The 20,808-nt window shown below is 47.2% G+C and carries 17 protein-coding genes; 10 read left to right on the forward strand and 7 right to left on the reverse strand.

The window, feature by feature from the left end:
- Positions 1-113: 113 nt before the first annotated feature.
- Both AOT11_RS13150 and AOT11_RS13155 read right to left on the reverse strand, forming a co-directional pair.
- Complete coding sequence (locus AOT11_RS13150) at positions 114-701, reverse strand: FMN-dependent NADH-azoreductase (protein ID WP_017421098.1); 588 nt, start codon at positions 699-701, stop codon at positions 114-116.
- A gap of 185 nt (positions 702-886) precedes the next feature.
- Positions 887-3,739, reverse strand: a complete 2,853-nt coding sequence (locus AOT11_RS13155; RefSeq protein ID WP_017421097.1) for an Ig-like domain-containing protein — start codon at positions 3,737-3,739, stop codon at positions 887-889.
- 316 nt (positions 3,740-4,055) lie between these two features.
- Here AOT11_RS13155 and hrpA point away from each other — a divergent pair, with 316 nt between their 5' ends.
- Both hrpA and AOT11_RS13165 read left to right on the forward strand, forming a co-directional pair.
- Entirely contained in the window at positions 4,056-8,009 is a 3,954-nt protein-coding gene (gene hrpA, locus AOT11_RS13160) for an ATP-dependent RNA helicase HrpA (RefSeq protein WP_399462698.1), read from the forward strand.
- Positions 8,010-8,130: 121 nt separating this feature from the next.
- Positions 8,131-8,628, forward strand: a complete 498-nt coding sequence (locus AOT11_RS13165) for an outer membrane beta-barrel protein (RefSeq protein WP_011080213.1) — start codon at positions 8,131-8,133, stop codon at positions 8,626-8,628.
- Between the two features lie 36 nt (positions 8,629-8,664).
- Here AOT11_RS13165 and AOT11_RS13170 read toward each other — a convergent pair whose 3' ends face one another.
- Positions 8,665-9,117, reverse strand: coding sequence for a hypothetical protein (locus AOT11_RS13170; RefSeq protein WP_017421095.1), 453 nt, complete (start codon positions 9,115-9,117; stop codon positions 8,665-8,667).
- Between the two features lie 213 nt (positions 9,118-9,330).
- Here AOT11_RS13170 and AOT11_RS13175 point away from each other — a divergent pair, with 213 nt between their 5' ends.
- The 4 genes from AOT11_RS13175 to AOT11_RS13190 all read left to right on the forward strand — a co-directional run bounded on the left by AOT11_RS13175 (position 9,331) and on the right by AOT11_RS13190 (position 12,221).
- Complete coding sequence (locus tag AOT11_RS13175) at positions 9,331-9,729, forward strand: hypothetical protein (RefSeq protein ID WP_017421094.1); 399 nt, start codon at positions 9,331-9,333, stop codon at positions 9,727-9,729.
- Positions 9,730-9,772: 43 nt separating this feature from the next.
- Positions 9,773-10,234 (forward strand): OsmC family protein, encoded by a 462-nt coding sequence (locus AOT11_RS13180; RefSeq protein WP_017421093.1) that lies wholly within the window; start codon positions 9,773-9,775, stop codon positions 10,232-10,234.
- A 219-nt stretch (positions 10,235-10,453) separates the two neighbouring features.
- On the forward strand, positions 10,454-11,362 hold the full coding sequence (locus tag AOT11_RS13185; RefSeq protein ID WP_086016756.1) for an esterase/lipase family protein: 909 nt from the start codon (positions 10,454-10,456) through the stop codon (positions 11,360-11,362).
- 16 nt (positions 11,363-11,378) lie between these two features.
- Positions 11,379-12,221 carry a lipase secretion chaperone gene (locus AOT11_RS13190; protein WP_017421091.1) on the forward strand — a complete coding sequence of 281 codons (843 nt, stop codon included), beginning with the start codon at positions 11,379-11,381 and terminating at the stop codon, positions 12,219-12,221.
- Between the two features lie 52 nt (positions 12,222-12,273).
- Here AOT11_RS13190 and emrD read toward each other — a convergent pair whose 3' ends face one another.
- From emrD to speA, 3 genes are all read right to left on the reverse strand, one after another.
- On the reverse strand, positions 12,274-13,479 hold the full coding sequence (gene emrD / locus AOT11_RS13195; RefSeq protein WP_026050552.1) for a multidrug efflux MFS transporter EmrD: 1,206 nt from the start codon (positions 13,477-13,479) through the stop codon (positions 12,274-12,276).
- A 365-nt stretch (positions 13,480-13,844) separates the two neighbouring features.
- Positions 13,845-14,780 (reverse strand): agmatinase, encoded by a 936-nt coding sequence (gene speB, locus AOT11_RS13200; RefSeq protein ID WP_011080223.1) that lies wholly within the window; start codon positions 14,778-14,780, stop codon positions 13,845-13,847.
- Complete coding sequence (gene speA, locus AOT11_RS13205) at positions 14,781-16,691, reverse strand: arginine decarboxylase (protein ID WP_013571559.1); 1,911 nt, start codon at positions 16,689-16,691, stop codon at positions 14,781-14,783. It lies immediately after the preceding gene.
- Positions 16,692-16,943: 252 nt separating this feature from the next.
- On the opposite strand from speA, the gene AOT11_RS13210 reads away from it, so the two are divergent.
- Positions 16,944-17,381 carry an HAD family hydrolase gene (locus tag AOT11_RS13210; protein WP_225452697.1) on the forward strand — a complete coding sequence of 146 codons (438 nt, stop codon included), beginning with the start codon at positions 16,944-16,946 and terminating at the stop codon, positions 17,379-17,381.
- 116 nt (positions 17,382-17,497) lie between these two features.
- Here the strand turns inward: AOT11_RS13210 and AOT11_RS13215 are convergent, their stop codons facing one another.
- Entirely contained in the window at positions 17,498-18,328 is an 831-nt protein-coding gene (locus AOT11_RS13215; protein ID WP_039539633.1) for an HDOD domain-containing protein, read from the reverse strand.
- 215 nt (positions 18,329-18,543) lie between these two features.
- On the opposite strand from AOT11_RS13215, the gene AOT11_RS13220 reads away from it, so the two are divergent.
- The 3 genes from AOT11_RS13220 to AOT11_RS13230 all read left to right on the forward strand — a co-directional run bounded on the left by AOT11_RS13220 (position 18,544) and on the right by AOT11_RS13230 (position 20,728).
- Complete coding sequence (locus AOT11_RS13220) at positions 18,544-19,116, forward strand: DJ-1/PfpI family protein (RefSeq protein WP_026050555.1); 573 nt, start codon at positions 18,544-18,546, stop codon at positions 19,114-19,116.
- Positions 19,117-19,127: 11 nt separating this feature from the next.
- On the forward strand, positions 19,128-19,667 hold the full coding sequence (locus AOT11_RS13225; protein WP_017421086.1) for a GNAT family N-acetyltransferase: 540 nt from the start codon (positions 19,128-19,130) through the stop codon (positions 19,665-19,667).
- Positions 19,668-19,918: 251 nt separating this feature from the next.
- Positions 19,919-20,728, forward strand: a complete 810-nt coding sequence (locus AOT11_RS13230; protein WP_017421085.1) for a helix-turn-helix domain-containing protein — start codon at positions 19,919-19,921, stop codon at positions 20,726-20,728.
- Positions 20,729-20,808 lie beyond the last annotated feature (80 nt).

Genomic DNA, 20,808 nt, shown 5'->3' on the forward strand with positions numbered 1-20,808 from the left:
CATCATGTGAGGGCGCAAACAAACTGGCACTAAGTGGGCAAGGTGCGTTCAATCCGTTGGTGTACCAGGCAGTGGAATCGGTACGGGTGTTATGACTTAAGCTGTTGGCGTACTTAAGCGGTTAGCGCAGCAAGGTGCTCACTTGCTGAAGCCAAGCCTTTAGAGGCAAAGTCTTCACCCATGTTGAGTGCTTCAGCGTAAACAAATTCAACCTCTGTGATACCAACAAACCCTAATACGGTTTTTAGGTATGGAGTGATGATGTCACTCGCTGCGTCTTTATGAATACCACCACGAGTCGTTACAACAACCGCTTTCTTACCTTCGATCAGTCCTTTCGGACCTTGCTCGGTATAAGTGAAGGTAACGCCAGCACGAGCAATCAAATCGATCCAGTTTTTAAGCTGGGTCGGGACGGTGAAGTTGTACATAGGGGCAGCAATAATTAAGGTGTCAGCGTGTTTGATTTCGGCAATCAGTTGGTCAGAAAGATCAACAATAGCCTGTTGCGCTTCACTTAAATCACCGCTTGCGCGCAATGCTGTCGCCACTTGGAAATCTAAAACAGGCAATGGTTGCTGGGCCAGATCACGAACGACAACGTCTTGTTGGTCGAATTTATTGATGAACTCGTCAACCAGTTTGTTTGATTGAGAGTAATCACCAAGGATGCTTGATTTTAATACCAGTAAACGAGACATAATGAATTCCTTCAATGAGTGTTCAAACTATGGAGCCATTGTATCGGGCCGAGGCTGGGGATGAAGCGTCGAAATTTGCTCATCTCATTCGAAAAAACTGAATGAGTCATTGCTAATGTAGCCGTGGGGGATGCACGAAAGGAAGAAAGAAAAAGAGCCGCAACGCGGCTCTTGGAGGCAGGGAATTACTGGTTTTGTTCGATCATTTGATTAAAGTAATCCACTTGTTCTGCCATTGAGAGGCTTTCAGTATTGGAACCTAATGTCCAAATAAAGAAGCCACCGTAGCCATTCTGTTTTTGCCAACGAGCACGCTCGATATTGTTCTCACGCGTTTCGACAAAGCGGCCATTTGGTCCCCACTGGCTATTGATGGTCGCCCCTAGGATGATTTTCGACGGATCGCCCACGTGCTTAGCGTAGTTTGCCATTGCCACTTCATATCGGAAGTTTTCGCCAGCGTCGTAGGCCATCACATTGAAGAAATCGATGCTCTGTTTGGTGTTTTGCAGCAAAGAAATCACTTCACCGTGGTGAATCGAACGGGCGGGTTCAATAAATGAACAGTCGTCATATACGGCAGGGTTTGAACACGATTCCGGATCGGCACCGACGTGATAGGTGGTCAGTGAGAGCAACTTGCTGTCACCCACTTGAGCACGAATACGTTGAATCAGGTCTTCCAAATTGCGATTCGATTGTTCGGTCAAGCGCGCGGTCGTCTCGTAGTCGAAATCAATACCATCAATTGAAACGTAACCTGCGAGCTGATATTTGCTGTAGTCACATTGGCCGCTCCAATCCGTTGCCAAACACTCGCCAACCATCTCTTCCGGTTTCAAATTGCGTTTGTAAACAGGGTAAGGCTGGTTCATCAGTTTCACCAAACTGTTGGCGATATTCTGACGACCTTGCTCAGTCGCCATGTCATTCCACATGCTTTCGTACGTCGCACCGCCAAAGGCCACCATCATCGCTTTGCGTGGCTGGGCATGTTTGAGTTCCGTCCACGATTGATACGTTGGTGACATCCAATCTGAGTTGTAGCTTGGGGTTAGCATGTCGTCACTGATTTGGATATTGCCAGCGCTGTCCCATTTACCAAAGGAGAGGAAGTAAGCATCCCCCTGAGAGCGTTGAAGCTCTTCGATGTTCGTTAAACCCCAAGAGGTGAGATAGGTGATGCTGCGATCTGGGTTGTCACGTAAGCCAGTATCGGGCTTGGCTTCTTTGACTTCGATATGAGAAACCACCGAGGTTTGCTCGTTGCCTTTGGAATCCGTCGCAATGGCGTAAAGCTGATGTTGACCAAGCTGCGCCCCTAACCACTCATGTTGGTATGGGCTTTGTGTTACCGTCGCAATCAGCAGATCATCGGCGTAGAAACGCACTTGCGTGACTTCTCCAACAAAACTGGACGCATCGGCGGTCAATGTAATCGCACGGCCTTGGGTAAAGACCGAACCGTCGCTTGGCGAGGTGAGCCCTACAACCAATGTTTTATCCGTGATTGCTACAGTAATCGGCGACGTTTCGCTGCTCGCGCCTTTGTCGTCATAGGCCATCGCCGTCAATTGGTACATGCCCTCTGCTTGTCCCGCCACGGTGAGGCGATAAGCGTCGACATCTTGTTGGCCGTCAGCGGTCGCAACCACTTTTCCATTGAGTAGCACCTCGACTTTTTCGATATCACCGTCTTCGTCAGTCGCAGTTAACACGACATCGAATGGTTGGTTTGGTGTGAGGCGATCGCCATTCGATGGTGAAAGCAGATCGACTTCAGGTGCGTAATTAGGGTCACATTGACCAACTTGATCCCAGGCATCTTTCCAAGCGTCTGGGTAGCTAGGGTGTCCGGTTCCAGGTGCCCATACAGGGTTGCCACACCAGCCAAACACTTTACAAGAGAAGATCTCGCCGACATTGGTAACTTGATCGCCCACTTGGTAATTGACGCCATCTTGATAGCGAGGCACATCGCCACAACTGTTACTGGATTCGGTCACGGAGATGCTCACTTGCGCCACGCTTTGCAGTTTTTGTTCATCAACTGCGGTGGCCGAAAGCGTCACGCTACCAGCATTGACAGGCTGCCATTCACATTCGAAAGGCGTGCTTTCGGCAGGTTCAAATTGGCAAATCTCCACGCCATTGGCATCTAAGGTGACGCTCTTTAAATCGTCATCAGCATCAAAGGCTTCAACCGCAATGGCAATACGTTCTGTTTTCTTAAAGCTCTGACCACTTTGTGGTGTCAGGAAGCGAACTTCTGGCGCACTGTGCTGGTGATCGGGAATGACGGAAACCGAAACGCTTTGTGATTCCAACTGTTTACCTGCGTGGTCAAACGCCAGCGCGGTGACAGTCTGCGTACCTGTGGTGTTAGGTGTCCAGCTTTGCTGATATTCCTGCGTGTTTTCGTCTACTGTTTGCTCGCCAAGTCGACGATTTTCGGCCCAAAACTCCACTTTGTCTGCCGGACCAGAAAGAGAAATGGAGATAGAAGTCGGTTCTGATACGGTGAGCGTGGCACCTTCAACAGGTGCAAGAATGGTGAGTTCAACCTCAGGATCCACTGGAGGAAGAGTGCCCCCGTCGCCATTGAATTTAATGCTCTGTTCAAATCGGGCCAAATCGTTCAGTTGCCCGTTGTAACCTATGGTCAACTGAAACGATTGATTGGCTTGCAAAGTGGTTTTGACCCAATCCTCTTGAGGAAATTGAAACGTCACGATATGCCTTACGCCACCTTGGATGGGTTGATGAGTGATGGCGCTGCTTGGGTAAGAAAGGTGCTCTGACGCCCATTGAACATCGTTGACCGCACTAGGCAAAACAAACTCTATGTTCGATTCACGCATCTCAATTTGGCTATCACCGGCGTTGCTCACTTGCACGCGATAAGTGCTCCACCATTGACTTTCCGAAGGCGCTTGCACGCCGATTTGCACCGTTTCCGCCAATGCTGCAGAGATCGGATTCAACGCGAACCCAACCGTTAGCATCAAGCCGGCGAGTGTTGTGGTTTTTCTGTACATGTTTTTTCCTTATTGTTTCACTTTCCAATGAGCTTGGTTTCGAAGGAAATAGTACTTCGAGATAAAACAATTTTATTGAAGGAAAATTCTTACAAATTAATGGTTTGGCTTGTAAATTGACAACGAATTTGCAAATTCTGGTGGAATGTCACGATTAAATCTTTTGCTCTAATCGCAGTTGATTTTTGATGTTTCATAGCATTTTAAAATCTGATTTTTATTATTGATTTGTGCTGTAAATAAGTTGTTGCATCACGCGCCTTACACGCTTCGCGGAATGCGCCGCCCTGTGATACAATCCGCGCAGTTTTATCCCATGAAAATAATAGGAAATGCTTTGACTTCGTCACAGCCAAATACAGAATCCCATGCTTCTGAGCAAAAGGCTCAAGCAAACAGCGCCGCGTCATTACGCAAGGCGCTCAGTCAGTGTTTGATCAAAGATCGCTTTCGTCTGAGTAAGCGCATTGCAGGTGCCTGTAAAATTAACAAAGAATCGGCCCGCAACGCGGTGTTTGATGAGATCGCACTAGACATCGCAAAATCGATGATGGAAGTGGAACAGCGCAGCCGCCATCAACCGAAAATTGAGTACCCAGAAATCCTGCCTGTGAGTCAGAAGAAAGATGACATTGCAGATGCCATTGCTCATCACCAAGTGGTGATTGTGGCGGGGGAAACGGGCTCAGGAAAAACCACGCAGTTACCTAAGATTTGTGCCGAATTAGGCCGTGGTAAGTTTGGCTTGATTGGCCATACGCAGCCACGTCGATTGGCGGCACGCTCGGTGGCCAATCGCATTGCCGAAGAGATGGAAACTCAACTGGGTGATTTTGTCGGCTATAAAGTTCGATTTAACGACCAACTCTCTGAAAATACGCAAATTAAGTTGATGACAGACGGTATCTTGCTGGCCGAGATCCAACACGACCGTTTCCTCAATCAATATGACACCATCATCATCGATGAAGCGCACGAGCGCAGCCTGAACATCGATTTTATCTTGGGTTATTTGAAGGAGTTGCTGCCACGTCGTCCTGATCTGAAAGTCATCATCACATCGGCAACCATTGACCCAGAGCGATTCTCCAACCACTTTGGCGGCGCGCCGATCATTGAAGTGTCGGGACGGACTTACCCTGTGGAAACGCGCTACCGTCCGCTAGGGGGGGAAACCGAAGACGATCGTGATCAACTTGAAGGCATCTTTGACGCGGTTGACGAGCTGTGCGACGAAGGCTTAGGCGACATTCTTATCTTCATGAATGGTGAGCGTGAAATTCGCGATACCGCGGATGCGCTGGCCAAACGTAAGCTTAAAGATACTGAGATTGTGCCGCTGTACGCGCGTCTTTCTGCGGGCGAGCAAAATAAAATCTTCCAGCCGCATACTGGCCGCCGCATTGTCTTAGCGACCAACGTCGCTGAAACCTCATTAACCGTGCCGGGCATCAAGTACGTGATTGACCCAGGTACTGCACGTATTAGCCGTTACAGCTACCGCACCAAAGTACAACGTCTGCCCATTGAGCCGGTTTCTCAAGCCAGTGCTAACCAGAGAAAAGGTCGTTGTGGTCGTGTGCAAGAGGGTATCTGTATTCGTCTCTACTCTGAGGACGATTTCAATTCACGTCCGGAGTTTACCGATCCTGAAATTCTTCGTACCAACTTAGCGTCGGTTATCTTGCAGATGACAGCTTTGGGCCTTGGCGATATTGAAGCGTTCCCATTTGTTGAAGCGCCAGATAAACGCAACATTCTTGACGGTGTGCGCTTGCTTGAAGAATTGGGCGCCATCAACAGCAATGCCAAAGATCCGAAAAAACGCCTCACCGCGGTGGGCAAGCAGTTGGCTCGTTTGCCGATTGACCCTCGCTTAGCGCGCATGGTATTGGAAGCGCCAAGATTGGGTTGTTTGAAAGAAGTCATGATCATTGCGGCGGCCTTGTCGATTCAAGATCCGCGTGAGCGACCGTCAGACAAACAGCAATCGGCAGATGATAAGCATCGTCGCTTCTACCATGAAGATTCTGATTTCCTCACCTTTGTGAATTTGTGGAATCACATTCAGAAGCAACAAAAAGCATTGTCGGGTAACCAGTTCCGTCGTCAGTGCAAAGATGATTACCTCAACTACTTGCGTGTTCGTGAGTGGCAAGATGTTTACTTCCAGATCCATCAATCGATGCGTGAGATGGAGTTCAAGCTCAATAGTGAGCCCGGCTCTTACGATGCGGTGCACAGCGCAATTTTGACTGGCCTGTTATCGCATATTGGGATGAAAGATCAGGAGAAAAATGAGTATCACGGTGCACGCAATGCCCGTTTCCATATTTTCCCTGGTTCAGGTCTCTTCAAGAAGCAGCCAAAGTGGGTGATGTCGGCAGAGCTGGTAGAAACCTCGAAACTGTGGGGCCGAATTATCGCCAAAATTCAGCCAGAATGGATTGAACCACTGGCGAAGCATTTGATTAAGCGCAGCCACAGCGAACCGCATTGGTCGAAGAAGCAAGCCGCCGTGATGGCGTACGAAAAAGTGATGCTCTATGGCATTCCGATTGTGCCTAAGCGCTTGGTGAACTACGGCAATATCGATGCATCAGTGAGTCGTGAAATCTTCATTCGCAGTGCGCTGGTGGAAGGCGATTGGGAAACCAAACACGCCTTCTTCAAACAAAACCGTAAATTGCTGCTCGAAGTGGAAGAGCTGGAGCACAAATCTCGTCGTCGCGATATTTTGGTTGACGATGAAGAGCTGTTCCAATTTTACGATCAACGCGTTGGCACGGAAGTGGTCTCTGGCCGTCATTTCGACACCTGGTGGAAGCAAGCATCGAAGAAAGAGCCTGAATTGCTGAACTTTGAAAAAGAGATGTTGTTCAAAGGCGATGCAAGCCACGTAACGGATTTGGATTACCCGAATTTCTGGCATCAGAATGGCTTGAAGCTCAAGTTGAGCTACCAGTTTGAGCCGGGTGACGACAGCGATGGCGTCACGGTGCACATTCCATTGCCGATTTTGAACCAAATTGATCCGGCGGGCTTCGATTGGCAAATCCCGGGCTTGCGTCATGAATTGGTGGTGAGCTTGATTAAGTCGCTACCGAAGACGCTGCGCAAAAACTTTGTGCCTGCGCCAAATTACGCCGATGCATTCTTGTCTCGCGTCACTGCAATGGAAATGCCGTTGCTCGATGCTTTAGAGAAAGAGCTACGCCGTATGACGGGGGCGACGGTGCTGCGTGAAGATTGGAAACTGGATCAAGTTCCTGACCATCTGAAAGTGACTTTCCGTGCGGTTGATGAAAGAAATCGTAAACTGAAAGAGCACAAAGATCTCCATGAGCTAAAAGAAAGCCTGAAAGAGAAGGTACAAGAAACCTTATCAAAAGTGGCGGATGACGATATCGAGCAACAAGGTTTACACACTTGGAGCTTTGGTGAGTTGCCACAGGTATATCAGCAGAAACGCGGCGGCTATCAGGTTAAGGCATTCCCTGCGCTGGTCGATAACAAAGACAGCGTCGAGATCAAGCTCTACGAAACCGAGCAAGAGCAGATCAGTGCGATGCAAGCTGGTCAACGCCGTTTGATTTTGTTGAATGTGCCATCGCCGATTAAGTATCTGCACGCAAACTTGCCAAACAAATCGAAGCTGGGTTTGTACTTTAACCCGTACGGCAAAGTGCTTGATTTGATTGACGACTGCATTGCTTGTGGCGTTGACAAGCTGATTGAAGAGCGGGGCGGCTTGGTTTGGGAGCCAGAAAAATTTGAAGCGTTGAAGGAACACGTGCGCGCAGAATTGGGCGATACGGTGGTGGATATCGCCAAGCAAGTGGAAACGATTTTGACCACGGCCTTCAACATCAACAAAAAGCTCAAAGGCAAGATTGATTTCACCATGGCATTTGCCCTGTCGGACATCAAAGCGCAAATCGAAGGCCTGATCTTCAAAGGCTTTGCCACGGAATGTGGTTGGAAACGACTGCCAGATATCTTGCGTTACATGAAAGCGATTGAGCGTCGAATGGAAAAACTGCCTATCGACCCGAACAAAGATCGCTTACATATGTTGAAGATTGAGTCGGTAGTCAAAGACTACAAAGAACTATTGAACAAGATTCCGAAAGGATTAGCGGTACCGGAAAACGTGAAAGAGATTCGCTGGATGATCGAGGAGCTGCGAGTCAGTTTCTTTGCTCAACAGCTCGGAACACCTTATCCGGTCTCCGATAAACGAGTAAAAAACGCTATAGAAGCTTGCTAATACGTTGTTTTGCGGTAGGCATATAAATTGCAGACGCTATAATAACGGATATTGATATGTCGGTCAGGTGGCAAAACCATGCCACCTGAATGACTGACTAGTAAACAAGAGAAGGTTAACAATGAAAAAGACTCTTTTAGCACTAGCGCTTATCGGCGCGTCATCAACTGCGATGGCAGATTCATGGATTTACGGCGGTGCGAGTGTAGGTCAGTCTGACTACAAAGGCGAAAGCGACACGTCTTACTCACTGCATGTAGGTACTGGTATTCTACCTATCATCGGTATTGAAGGTGGTATCACTCAACACGGTACTTTTGGTATCGATTACTCAGGCACTAAGCGTGACACCAAGTTGAGCTCTTACTACGCGGCGCTAAAACCAAGCATCGATTTTGGTCCACTGCACATTTGGGCAAAAGGCGGTTTGCACTCATGGGACAAAGAAGTGACTGGTCTTTCTTCTTCCAATGATGACGGTGTCGATATCATGTACGGCGTGGGCGCTGAATACTTTATCTTTGGTCCACTTTCTGTTGGCGCAAGCTACATGAACTACACCATGGACAAAGATGACGTGGGTACATTCTCACTTAACGCGACGCTACACTTCCTATAAGCTGACGCGAAATTGTTCCTATAAACCGCTACTTTGTTAGCGGTTTATTTTTATCCCCACTTTCTCGAAACGTGCTTCCATCGATGGTTGTTCATCCTGATACCACTCCTTTGGCATGGCGTTTTCTAACCCCGCTTTTTTCAGGCTCGCTTGTTCATCTTTGGTGATCACAGCGTAGTGCAGCCATTGCTCAAACAGCGACGTCAGCGATACCAAAGAGATCTGCTCATGGTCTTTCCAGTGGGCTTTCAGCAAACCGACGATGCTCTGCTGAGGCACAAGTGGCTCAATAACACATTGCTTAGTGGTGACAACTGAAACCGAACGAGGCAACTTTTCTCTTGCTAAGTGCCAATCTGGCTTGCCTTGACGCGTGAGCAATTGGTGCTGATAGCAATAATAAGGGAAAAGGAAGCGTTCGATGGCGTGCCAACGTTCAGCTTTCACTTCTAACAAGATGTGTTGCAGTTCTATATGGGTGTCGTACATAAGTGCGATGTGGCTTTACAGTAAACTCGAATAGGATGGGCTTATTGTAACGCAGTTCTGCGTGAAAGCGTGGTTTGGCGGAGTAAGCAAGTGAATCAATCCGCGTTATTCTGGTTGGCTTATGAGGCCATAAAATATCAGAATCGAGATTGTCTTGATATCAAAAGGGTTTTCTATAATCATCTTTTTATAAAGCTAACTAGATGAAAAACAATGAAAATTACACATGCCATTTACATCCATTCTGCATTTTTAACCTTTGTGGTGGTGGTTATACTTTTTTCTTCGGTGGTCTGGGCAAACGACACTTGGTCTGATCCGATGGAAGAGAGCATGCTCAATAAGTACATCATGGGGCGCGTCTTTGTCGAGCAATATCCGCAGCAAGAGACAGCGCGTTGCCATTCTTGCCTAGAACAGAGCGTGATTGAGTTTGATACCCAAACCCGCACGGCGCTCTATTCCCATCCCGGTGGGGAAGAAGGCTACACCAGCATCTATAAATACGAAGATCACACCATTCGTCTCAACGGCTTATTGCTGCACATCAAGTTACAAGAAGACAGAGTTGCATTGGAAACCGAGAGTGGCGTAGTGTTTCTCTCCAATTAAAACTTTTGGCATAAAAGCCGGTTTTGCCATTCATGGAGGGAAGATGGCGGAGTACAAAGCGAAAATAGTGTGGCAGCGTCAGGCGAGCGAAGCGTTCTCTGATAATCAATACAGCCGAGGTCACATGTGGGAATTTGATGGGGGTGTGCAGGTACCGGCGTCGGCATCGCCACATGTGGTGCCACTGCCGCTTTCTGTGGCGGAAAATGTCGATCCTGAGGAGGCGTTTGTTGCTGCTCTTTCAAGCTGCCACATGTTGACGTTCCTTGGTATTGCCGCAAAACAGCGCTACGTGATTGACGAATACATCGACGACGCTGTGGGAATCATGGAAGAGAATGAGCAGGGCAGAATGTGGGTGGCCAAAGTGATTTTACGACCAATAATCCGCTTTTCCGGTGACAAGCAGCCTGATCGACAAGCTTTGGAAAAACTGCATCACTTAGCACACCAGCACTGCTTCATTGCGAACTCCGTGAAGAGTGAAGTGATTACCAAAATTTAGCAAAAGCTAATTAAAACAGAGCCTTACTTCGTGCGGTATCGTGTGATGTTTACCATTCTTGTTGAACTGCAAGATAGGCTCACGAATGTTAAGCTAATGTTAGTTAATAATGCCACTTTCGCTGAATTTCCCTTCTACCTTTAATTGGCTCCTCAGAGGTCCGATTAGTAGAAGGAAAATAACTTGAAACGGAAAATATTGTTCGCTGCTCTCTGGTGTATGAGTGCTGCTGCCCTCGCAGGGACCAGCACCTCATCCCTCAATCAAACGGGGTATACGCAAACGCGTTATCCTATCGTGTTAGTCCATGGTCTGTTTGGCTTTGATAAGTTGGCGGGCGTGGATTATTTCTATGGTATTCCTGAATCCTTAACCAAAGATGGTGCCAAGGTGTATGTCGCGCAAGTCTCTGCTACCAACAGCAGCGAAGTGCGTGGTGAGCAGCTCCTGTCACAAGTGGAAATGTTGTTGGCAGCCACTGGCGCAGCAAAGGTCAATTTGGTTGGTCACAGCCATGGTGGTCCGACGGCTCGCTATGTTGCTTCTGTTCGGCCTGATCTCGTGGCGTCAGTAACCAGTATAGGTGGAGTCAATAAGGGCTCTAAAGTGGCGGACTTAGTCCGAGGTCATGTTTCCGAAGGCTCGGTCACCGAAGCACTGGCAGTGAAGCTCGCGGAGGGGCTTAGCGGCCTGATTGGGCTACTATCTGGGGGCAGTGGCTTGGATCAAGATCCGCTCGCGTCGCTGGATGCACTGACAACACAAGGCTCATTGCGCTTTAACCAATTCTACCCAGAGGGAGTGCCTCAAACCGAGTGTGGCGAGGGTGAGAGGTTGGCTGGCAATGGCGTCTATTACTACTCGTGGACGGGTTCGAGCACCTACACCAATGTTTTGGATCCCGCCGATGCACCAATGGCTATTCTTGGTCTGGCGTTCGGTGGTGAAGCGAACGATGGCCTTGTTGGCGCGTGCAGTACCCATTTGGGTAAAGTGATTCGTGACGACTACAAAATGAATCACTTAGATGAGATCAATGGCCTGCTGGGTATTCATCATTTGTTTGAAACGGATCCCGTCACCCTTTATCGCCAGCACGCCAATCGTCTGAAACTACAAGGACTGTAGCCTTAGAGGTAACACTATGAAAAAGACCGCACTGACCATTATCATGATCGCCTTGGGGAGCCTCGGTGCGGTCTATTTTTTACCTTCGGAGCCTGTGGTGGAAAAAGACATACGTGCCACCTCTCAGCACGATACCTCGGTTGATAACACATCGCCCAAGGCCTTTTTGGACTACTCACTCTCCACGCTAGGTGAAAAACCTTTGCAGGCAATAACGCAAGATGTGGTTAGCGAAGAGAGGGCGTTAGGCGAATTGCAGTTGGATGAGCAGCTATTCGCACTTTACCTTCGCTACAAGCAAGCTCTTGCTGATTTAGATATTGAAATAACGGGGTCAGACATCACCTCATTAGAAACCTTGCATCAAGCGATACTCGATCTACAGCGAGAGTACTTTTCAGCGCAACAAATCGACCTGATTTTTGGCGAGGAGAACCAATTAAGGGCGCTTGCTCTGGAAAAAGCGCGCTTGAGTGAACAGGGCTATTCAGCAGAAGAGCAGAAACAGCTCTGGCGTGATCATTTGGCACTGCAACCGGAATACGTTCAAGAAAGTGAAGCCAACCGCCGATTGATGAGTGAATTAGCGCAAGGAGAAGATGCACAAACCACTTATCTCAAGCGAGTGGAACTCGTGGGCGAGGCTGGAGCACAGCGACTGGAAGTGTTGGACCAAAATCGCGCCGAGTTTGATCGCGTTTTTCAACATTACTTAGAGCAACGTAATACGATTCTTGATGACCTCGGCTTGAGCGATGAGCAAAAGCGCCAACAAATCACAATGTTGAGAGAAACCAGCTTCGACGCAAACCAATGGCGTAGAATTGAAGCACTTGAACGCATTGCAGATGGTGGATAATCGCTATCGTAGCAAAATAAAAAAGAGGCGATGAAATCGCCTCTTAGAAAGATCAGATTGCCAGCGGCATTTCATTGGAAGAATCCGGTTTACGATAGACCAAACGCAACCCTAACATCGCAAGGATGGACATTGCGAGCATGAGGCAGCCAAGAGGCAGTTGATCTTGGGCTGGGAACAAGGAGGCGATTAATGTCGCGATACCTGCACCTAGATTTTGCATGCCGCCCAAAATAGCGCCTCCGGTTCCCGCGTGATAAGGGAAAGGAGCCAGTGCGCCTGTGGTCGCCGCTGGAAACAAAATGCCTGCACCAAGGAAGTAAATCGTCGCACCACCGACCAACGTCAGTGCCGTTGTTTGACCAAACAGACCTGGAATCAGCACCACGGCTGCGCCGATCAGTATTGCGACCAAGCCAACGTTCAGAGCACGCTTTTGTGAGCGACGCTGAGCAATGTAGCTTGATAAGCCAGCACCAATCAGATAGCCCGGGATCGGCAATACAAATAGAATGCTGACGATAGTCGCAGGCAGCCCTAACACACCGCCTAATAGCACGCCCGCCGCTGCCTCAAAAACCGCCACACCGGCAAAGGTCGCAACTAGGCAAAGTAAATAACCTTGGAAACGTTTGTTGGATAAAACGTAGTGGTAGCTGCGCGTGACAGACTCGTGTTTACGTTTTTCTTTTGGCAACGTCTCCATCATGCTGGTCATCATGGTAATAATGACCGCAATAGCAAACAGTGCCAAAAACAAATAACTTGAACGCCAGCCAAAGGTTTCCGTCAGCACGCCGCCCAATACAGGAGCCATCAGCGGTGAAAAGATCACGCACATGCTGATCAAACTGTTGGCGCGATGTAATTCTGCGCCTTCAAAACAGTCACGAGTCAGGGTACGAGACATCGCACCACCACAACCGATACCCAAGCCTTGAACGAAGCTACCGACAAGGAACCAAGTGTACTCGTGCGCAAACAGTGACAGCATAGTGCCGGCAATGTAAATCAATAGACCGGCGATGATGATCGGTTTACGGCCAAGGCGATCCGACAGTGGACCATAGACAAATTGCGATAATCCGTAAGGGATCAAATAGCACGCCATGACAGCCTGCAGTGCAGCAGGCGATACCAAAAACTCACTGGCCATGTGTCCGATTGATGGCACGTACATGGTTTGAGTCATTTGACCCACAGCGGTCAAAATAGCGATCAAAAAGGTAAGCTTGGCTAATGGAAATGACGCGGACATCTGCGCAAATTCTCCGGCTAAATTAAAAACGAAAAAGACCATGACAGATCGGTAAAGACTGCCAAGTAATGAGTTTTATAGGGATTTACGGCGCGAGATATTAGTCGTTGATGGCATTGTGATCAATCTGAAAATGTGATCTTAAGCAAGATAAAAATCTATCTTTTTCATTAGAAAAACTAATGGTTATTTTTTACTTAACGATCCGTTCATTAATGATTCCTTGGTTTGAGATAACAAAGATAGGGGCTGAGGAGGAGGTAGAATAGCCTTAGGGTCGTTAGTGGAGAACATGAAAAGTAAGCATAAAAAAATCCGATAAACAGAGTTTATCGGATTTGGTGGTCTTGCTTCAAAGTCTTCGCTTAGAACTCTGATTCAAACTCTTTATTTGCTGCCCAAGCGTACATAAGTTCCAGTGCGATGGTTGCGCCAGCCAGTGCAGTCAAATCGCTTTGATCGTATGGAGGAGAGACTTCCACCACATCCATACCAACGATGTTAACGTCTTTTAGGCCACGGATGATTTTCAAAATCTTGTCCGAGTTCAAGCCGCCGCAGACAGGTGTACCGGTACCTGGTGCAAAAGCCGGATCGAGACAGTCGATATCAAATGTCACATACACCGGCTTATCTGCCACGATGCGGCGGATATCTGCAAGGATCTCTTCTACGCTCATGTCGTTGGCTTGCATCGCATTGATGACGTTAAAGCCGTGACCTTCTTGCTTGTACTCAGTACGGATACCGACTTGTACTGAATGCTTAGGAGAGATAAGCCCTTCTTTTGGCGCATGGTAGAACATGGTGCCGTGGTCATAACTGCTGCCGTTTGCGTACGTGTCGGTGTGTGCATCGAAGTGGATCAGTGCCATTTCACCGTAGTGTTTTGCGTAAGCGCGCAGAATAGGCAGCGTGATGAAGTGATCACCACCAAGGCCAAGCATTGTTTTGCCACTTTTTAGGATCGCAGAGGTAGCTGCTTCCATACGGTAAGTGAAGTCTTCTGCATCACCACAATCGAAGACAAGATCGCCACCGTCAATCACTTTCACCTTTTTGAAAAGGTTGAAATCCCACGGGAATTTCTTACCTTCCCATGCAAGATTCACCGATGCACGACGGATCGCATCTGGGCCCATACGCGCGCCAGGACGACCAGAGGTTGCCATGTCTAGCGGTGCGCCAAAAACGACGAGATCAGCGTCTGCTGCGACAGGATCTTTGACATACGGACGACGCACAAAACTCATCGAGTTTGAGTAGAGTGAATAATCAGTTTTAGTAAACAAATCATTCATTTAGAAATCCTCTAAATAGGTGTAACCAGACAGACCTTGTTCAAGCTCTGCTAGAATCTGTTGCTGTTCCTCTTGGTCAACGCGCTGCGATACCAAAGAGTGATAATTTTTGCGAATTTGGTCTACATCGATGTGTACGTAACGCATCATGTCTTCGACGGTGTCGCCTTCGTTGATGAAATCGATGTTGATCTCACCTTGGTCGCCCACGTTCACCACAACACTGTGGGTATCACCAAATAGGTTGTGCATGTCACCAAGAATTTCTTGGTATGCACCCACGAGGAAGAAGCCCATCAAGTATGGCTCATCTTCGTTCCATGCAGGCACTGGCAGTGTGCTTTCGATGCCTTGACCATCTACATAGGCGTCAATCGCGCCATCTGAGTCACAGGTGATGTCGAGCATTACTGCACGGCGATCAGCGGCGTTTTGTAAGCCAGACAGTGGCAGAACAGGGAAGACTTGATCAATGCCCCATGAATCTGGCAATGATTGGAACAGTGAGAAGTTGACAAAGAACTTATCCGCTAAACGCTCTGACAATTCATCAAGAATTGGGCGATGGAAGCGGTTCTTCGTGCTCATCAAACGGTTCAATTCATAGTAGATACGCAGCGATGTTTGTTCTGCCCACGCGCGATGCTCAAGGGTTAATACCCCGGTCGCAAACTGTGAGTGCACTTCCGCCAAGTCGCTTTGCGTATCGTTGTAAATTTCGATCAGTGCACGAGCATCGGTGCCATTGTGCAAGTTCAACCAGCTGCGCCACATGTTGTTCAGTAGAAGAGGGAAGTCTTCTTCTGGCTCTGTCACGGTTTCTGGTTTGTAAGTTTCAGTACCAATTACGTTCGAGATCAACACTGCGTGGTGTGCTGTCAGTGAACGACCAGACTCAGAAATGATCACTGGCATTGGTTGCTTGTAATCTTTACACACGTCACCCACGGTATTGACGATATTGCGTGCGTACTCCACCAAGCCGTAGTTCATCGAGTTGGAAGACTGGCTGCGAGTGCCATCATAGTCAATCGCTAAGCCGCCACCCACGTCGAAGTAAGTGATGTTGGCACCCAATGTACGCAGCTCACAGTAGAAACGTGCCGATTCATTTACACCATTACGCACATCGCGAATATTTGCCATTTGCGAACCTAGGTGGAAGTGAACGAGCTGCAAGGTATCGAGTTGGTTTTCTTTCTTCAAACGGCTGATCACATTCAGCACTTGTGATGCAGAGAGACCAAATTTCGATTTCTCGCCACCGCTGGCTTGCCATTTACCTGCACCTTGAGAAGCAAGGCGAATACGGATACCAAGGCGGGGTGTCACACCAAGACTTTTTGCTTCTCTTAACACAAGGTCTAGCTCGGACATTTTCTCAAGTACGATGAAGACTTTGTGACCAAGTTTTTCACCAATCAGTGCCAAACGGATGTACTCACGGTCTTTATAACCGTTACAAACGATAACAGAGCTTGCGTGCTGAGCCATGGCTAGAACGGCGAGAAGCTCAGGCTTACTGCCTGCCTCTAGGCCTAGCTGTTTGGTTTCCAGTTGTGCCTGGCTGGCAAGAATCTCGTCTACCACTTCACGCTGTTGGTTTACCTTGATTGGGTACACTAACAGGTATTTATTCGGGTATTGATATTCTTCAATTGCCTGGTTAAACGCGTCACAGATTGAATGCACACGTTGATGCAGGATTTGCGGAAATCGAACCAGCACAGGTACATTGAGCTGACGCTCTTCTAGCTGCTTAACGATTTTGCTTAGCTGAATCTGATGGGCATTATCACTACGTGGGGAAACGTACATTTCGCCTTGGTCGTCAATACCGTAAAAACCTTGACTCCAGTAGTGCACGTTGTAGTCGGCGCGAACGCGGTCTAATTTGGATGTTTGTTCCACATCTAATCTCACAGAGTATATCCGAAATACAGCAACGGATATTAAGAACAAAACATGAGTGGAAAGTCCCTCTCATGGCCTGGCACGCAACGCGTGTTGCGCGAATTAACGGACAATTTATCACTTGAGTCTAATGAATAAAATTGATTATTACGACAAGAGTTTATTATTGAGAGGTTGGTAAAAAGGCCAGCGAATTTTCATGGAGGAACAATGCATAAAGCGATCTTGTTTGATTGGGGAGATACTCTCATGATTGATGACAAAACTCAGCAAGGAAAGATGAGGTATTGGGATAAAATTCAATTGGTTAATGGTGCTTCTGAGACCTTAAGAAAACTGAGCTCTGTCTATCCACTTTACGTTGCAACCGGTGCTGGTGATTCAACAATTAAAGATATTCATGCAGCATTTGCACGTGCTGAAATCGATGTTTTCATTAAAGGCTATTTTAATCGGCAAAACATTCCGTTTCTCAAAGGCTCAAGTGACTTTTATCTCGCCATTTCCTCTGCGTTGGGGGTAAAGCCCCAAGAGCTTTGTATGATTGGAGACAGTCTAGAGAAGGACATCATTCCGGCCAAGCAGGCAGGGCTTTCCGCCATTTGGTTGAATCATCACCGGCATACACCGCCACCTCAGGTCGTGGCCATTACCCAGTTGCAGGCGCTTGAAAGTTTGTTGTTATAAAAGAGGGCTGCAACGAAAAGCGGTAGGTCAAATGAAAACAACCGAGTGAAGGCGCTTTCATGGCTGTTCACCCGATTGTTTGATTGTAAGACTAAATCAAGTTAGCTCAGCCACTGCTAAGCGGCCACCATTTGCATTGCCAAATCACGCCCGTTTCCTCTCACTTTATCAATTTTGTCGACAAAAGCGGCGGAGATACACAGCAGCCGTGAATCGGGATGATTGGCTAGGAAATGTGCTTTTTCACTGGGATCTTTAAAATCATCCCAACTTTTGTTTATTGCACGAGCGAAATGAATAATGGTCGCGAGCTTTGGTGATACATCGGCCTCTCTGGGTTCATGGAAATGTTCAATTGCATCCGCCATCTCTTCAGGAAACTTCCAACTTCGTGCCAATTTGGCTCCTAATGTTGGTGATGAGACATTCAGTAGCTCTTCTTGTACGGCAATGGCGTCTGCACCTTTATTAACGCGTTGGTTAATCTCCATGGCTTGTTCGGGCACTAATGTGTGGATCATCAACTCGCCAATGTTGTGCAAGACTCCAGTGGTAAAGGTTTCATTGACGTCCATTCCAGCTTCTGCCGCCAATTTGGACGAGATGACCGAAACCTCGAAGGTGTCGGTCCAGTATTTTTCCATATCCAAGGTTTTGACCCGTGGGAAAGCGCTGGAAAGTACCGAGGCGACCACTAGCGTTCTCACAGGGCCCGTGCCGACACGAATCAAAGCATCATTGATGGTGGCGATGGATTTCGTACCACCAAAGTGGGCGGAATTGGCCATACGTAGCAATCGGGCGCTGAGCACTTGATCCATTGATATCTTTTTCGCTAAAGCGCCAAAGTTAACCTCTTCTTGGTTAACCATCTCCAGTAATTCTTGCAGCAGACTTTGAATACGTGGTAATTCATTTAATCGAGTTATTAACGCAGCCTGACTCATGATCATTCTCCTCAATGCTCAGCATAATGAGCGTTAGCCATTTGAATATAGGTCAGGTCATTTGATATTTACAAAAAAGTAAATAATTCCAATGGTGGCCCTTGATGCCCGTATGGGGTTGGTAAATCAGAGCAGTGATTTTGCAGCGTTAAACGTGCCTAGATAAGCGCTTAAACCACTTGGAAGTGAAACAATGGATAATCAGTGAGGCAAGGATGAACATTGGAATTTATATTTATGATGACGCGGAAGTCCTCGATTTTGCAGGACCATTTGAAGTGTTTTCAACCGCCAACCGTTTTGGTCAAAACCATTGGCAAGTCGCATTGATTGGCGAAACAGACAAACAGGTAAAAGGGCGAGGTGGCTTCTATGTTCAGCCCCACTATTCCATCGACAATCACCCTCACTTAGATTTGCTTTTGGTTGTCGGGGGCGATCATCGTGATGAAGTCAAGAAACGCAATGTTATTAACTGGATCGGCAAAACGGCAATGCAGGCGAGTTCAGTCGCCTCCGTGTGTACCGGAAGCTTTCTACTGGCGGAAGCTGGCTTGCTTGATGGTTTGCAAGTCACGACGCATTGGGAAGACATCGAAGATTTAAAACAGCGTTATCCCAAGCTGGCGGTTTTGTCGCAACGGCGTTGGGTGGATAGCGGAAAATACACCACCAGTGGTGGAATTTCTGCTGGTATAGATATGAGCCTCTATTTGGTCGCCAAGTTGAAAGGCGAGGATTTGGCTCGTCAGACGGCCAAGCAAATGGAGTATCAGTGGAATCAATAATGAGGTCATCCGTGACAAGTGTGGAGCAAGGGCGTTTTCATTTGAGAATGCTGAGCGGTAGCGATGAGGCATCGCTGCTGGTATTTGAATACGAAAATCGCCATTGGTTTGAGCGTTTCATCACACCGCGAGACGCGTCGATGTTTTCTGAGCAGGGGATCCGAAAACACATCGATTACTGTTTATCAGAATACCAACACAAGCGAATGCTACCGATGATTGTTGAATCGGATGATGGCGCCATTGTGGGGCGTGTGAACTTTCACGACATCAAGTTTAACCGTGGCGTTGCGACGCTCGGTTATCGATTTTCTGAAGAGAGTGCAGGAAAAGGCATTGCCACACAAATGGTGACGAAATCGATGGTGGTATTGGAAAATCTAGGTTTTAGAAGCGTGCTTGCTGTGGTTGCCTCAGACAATTTTGCATCGCAAAGAGTGCTCGAAAAGTGTGGTTTTAGGCAAATGAACCTGATCGCAAATTATGTGACCTTGCACGGTCAATCGGTCGATTGTTTTCGATATTTGTATCAATTTAAGGTTAAAAAGTAGCCATGCTTAACAGAAATTAGAAAAAATACTCTAAATGATGAAATTAGAGGATGATGTTCTCTTTGTTATTGTTTTTAATGAATAAACGAGATAACTACTTAAAATGTGTGTGTTTAGTGATATTTGTTCCATAAATGCTAAAACACGTTTTTGAGCACATTATTTATAACTAAATCAACATAAATAGTTGCTAAAGATCTTGAACTGGTTACAAATGTAGCCCGGAAATACTAATAATAGGGAAAGAAGATATGCAAGATACCACTCCCGAGTATCTGTTGGCTGCTTTAAGACAGGCGATCAAAAGCAAGGGGCTGACATATCGAGAGTTGTCTGACAGGTTAGGAATACCTCTTTCTACGTTTAAAAGACACCTTTATAGCTCGAACATTTCGCTCGATAAGTTGCTGGAATATTGCCGTGAGACAGATACTTCGCTAGAAGAGTTGCAAAAACTGGCGGTTCAGTTACAAACCAACGATGAAAATTACTTCAGTCACACTCAAGACGAAGTGTTTTTCAATTTTCCGGAACTTTACGACTTTTACCGAGAAATTCGTCATTTGCGTGATAAAGATGGATTTCGTTGGATGAAAGAAAAACATGGGCTTGATGAATCAACCACTTACTCCTATTTCCGTGCTTTGGAAATGTTAGGTTTGATCAAGTTAAGTGAAGATCACAAGTTCAGTTTGATCGGTCCAATGTACTATCGTTTTGCGGACAACTCTAAGCTCAACAAGAAGTACACACAAACACTGAAAGATCAGACCACCGCGTACAAAGATTGCGTCAAAATTGGTTTTTCACGTATGAATTTGACCGATGACCAACTTAAAGCGATTGGTAAAGTGATTGCCAAAGAAGTGCTTAAGTATCATAGCGAAAATATGGCGGAAGGTAATTTTGAAGTGTCTGATTTCAAAAACGTGCTCTTGATTGCGAGCCCGCATGAACCGTTGATGTTCTCTGATGGCATTGGAAAACTGCCAAATGATTTCTTAAACCAAATCAAAGATGCAATTGACAAATCAGGGGATAAGCCGAGTCTTGCTCTCTAGAGTGGGATAAACGAAATCTTTGGCTATCTTGAATGAAAACTAAAAAAAGAGCCGTCACATGAAGTGTGGCGGCTCTTTGT

Origin of the sequence: Vibrio vulnificus NBRC 15645 = ATCC 27562, from assembly GCF_002224265.1 — a bacterium.
Classification (GTDB): Bacteria; Pseudomonadota; Gammaproteobacteria; order Enterobacterales; family Vibrionaceae; genus Vibrio; species Vibrio vulnificus.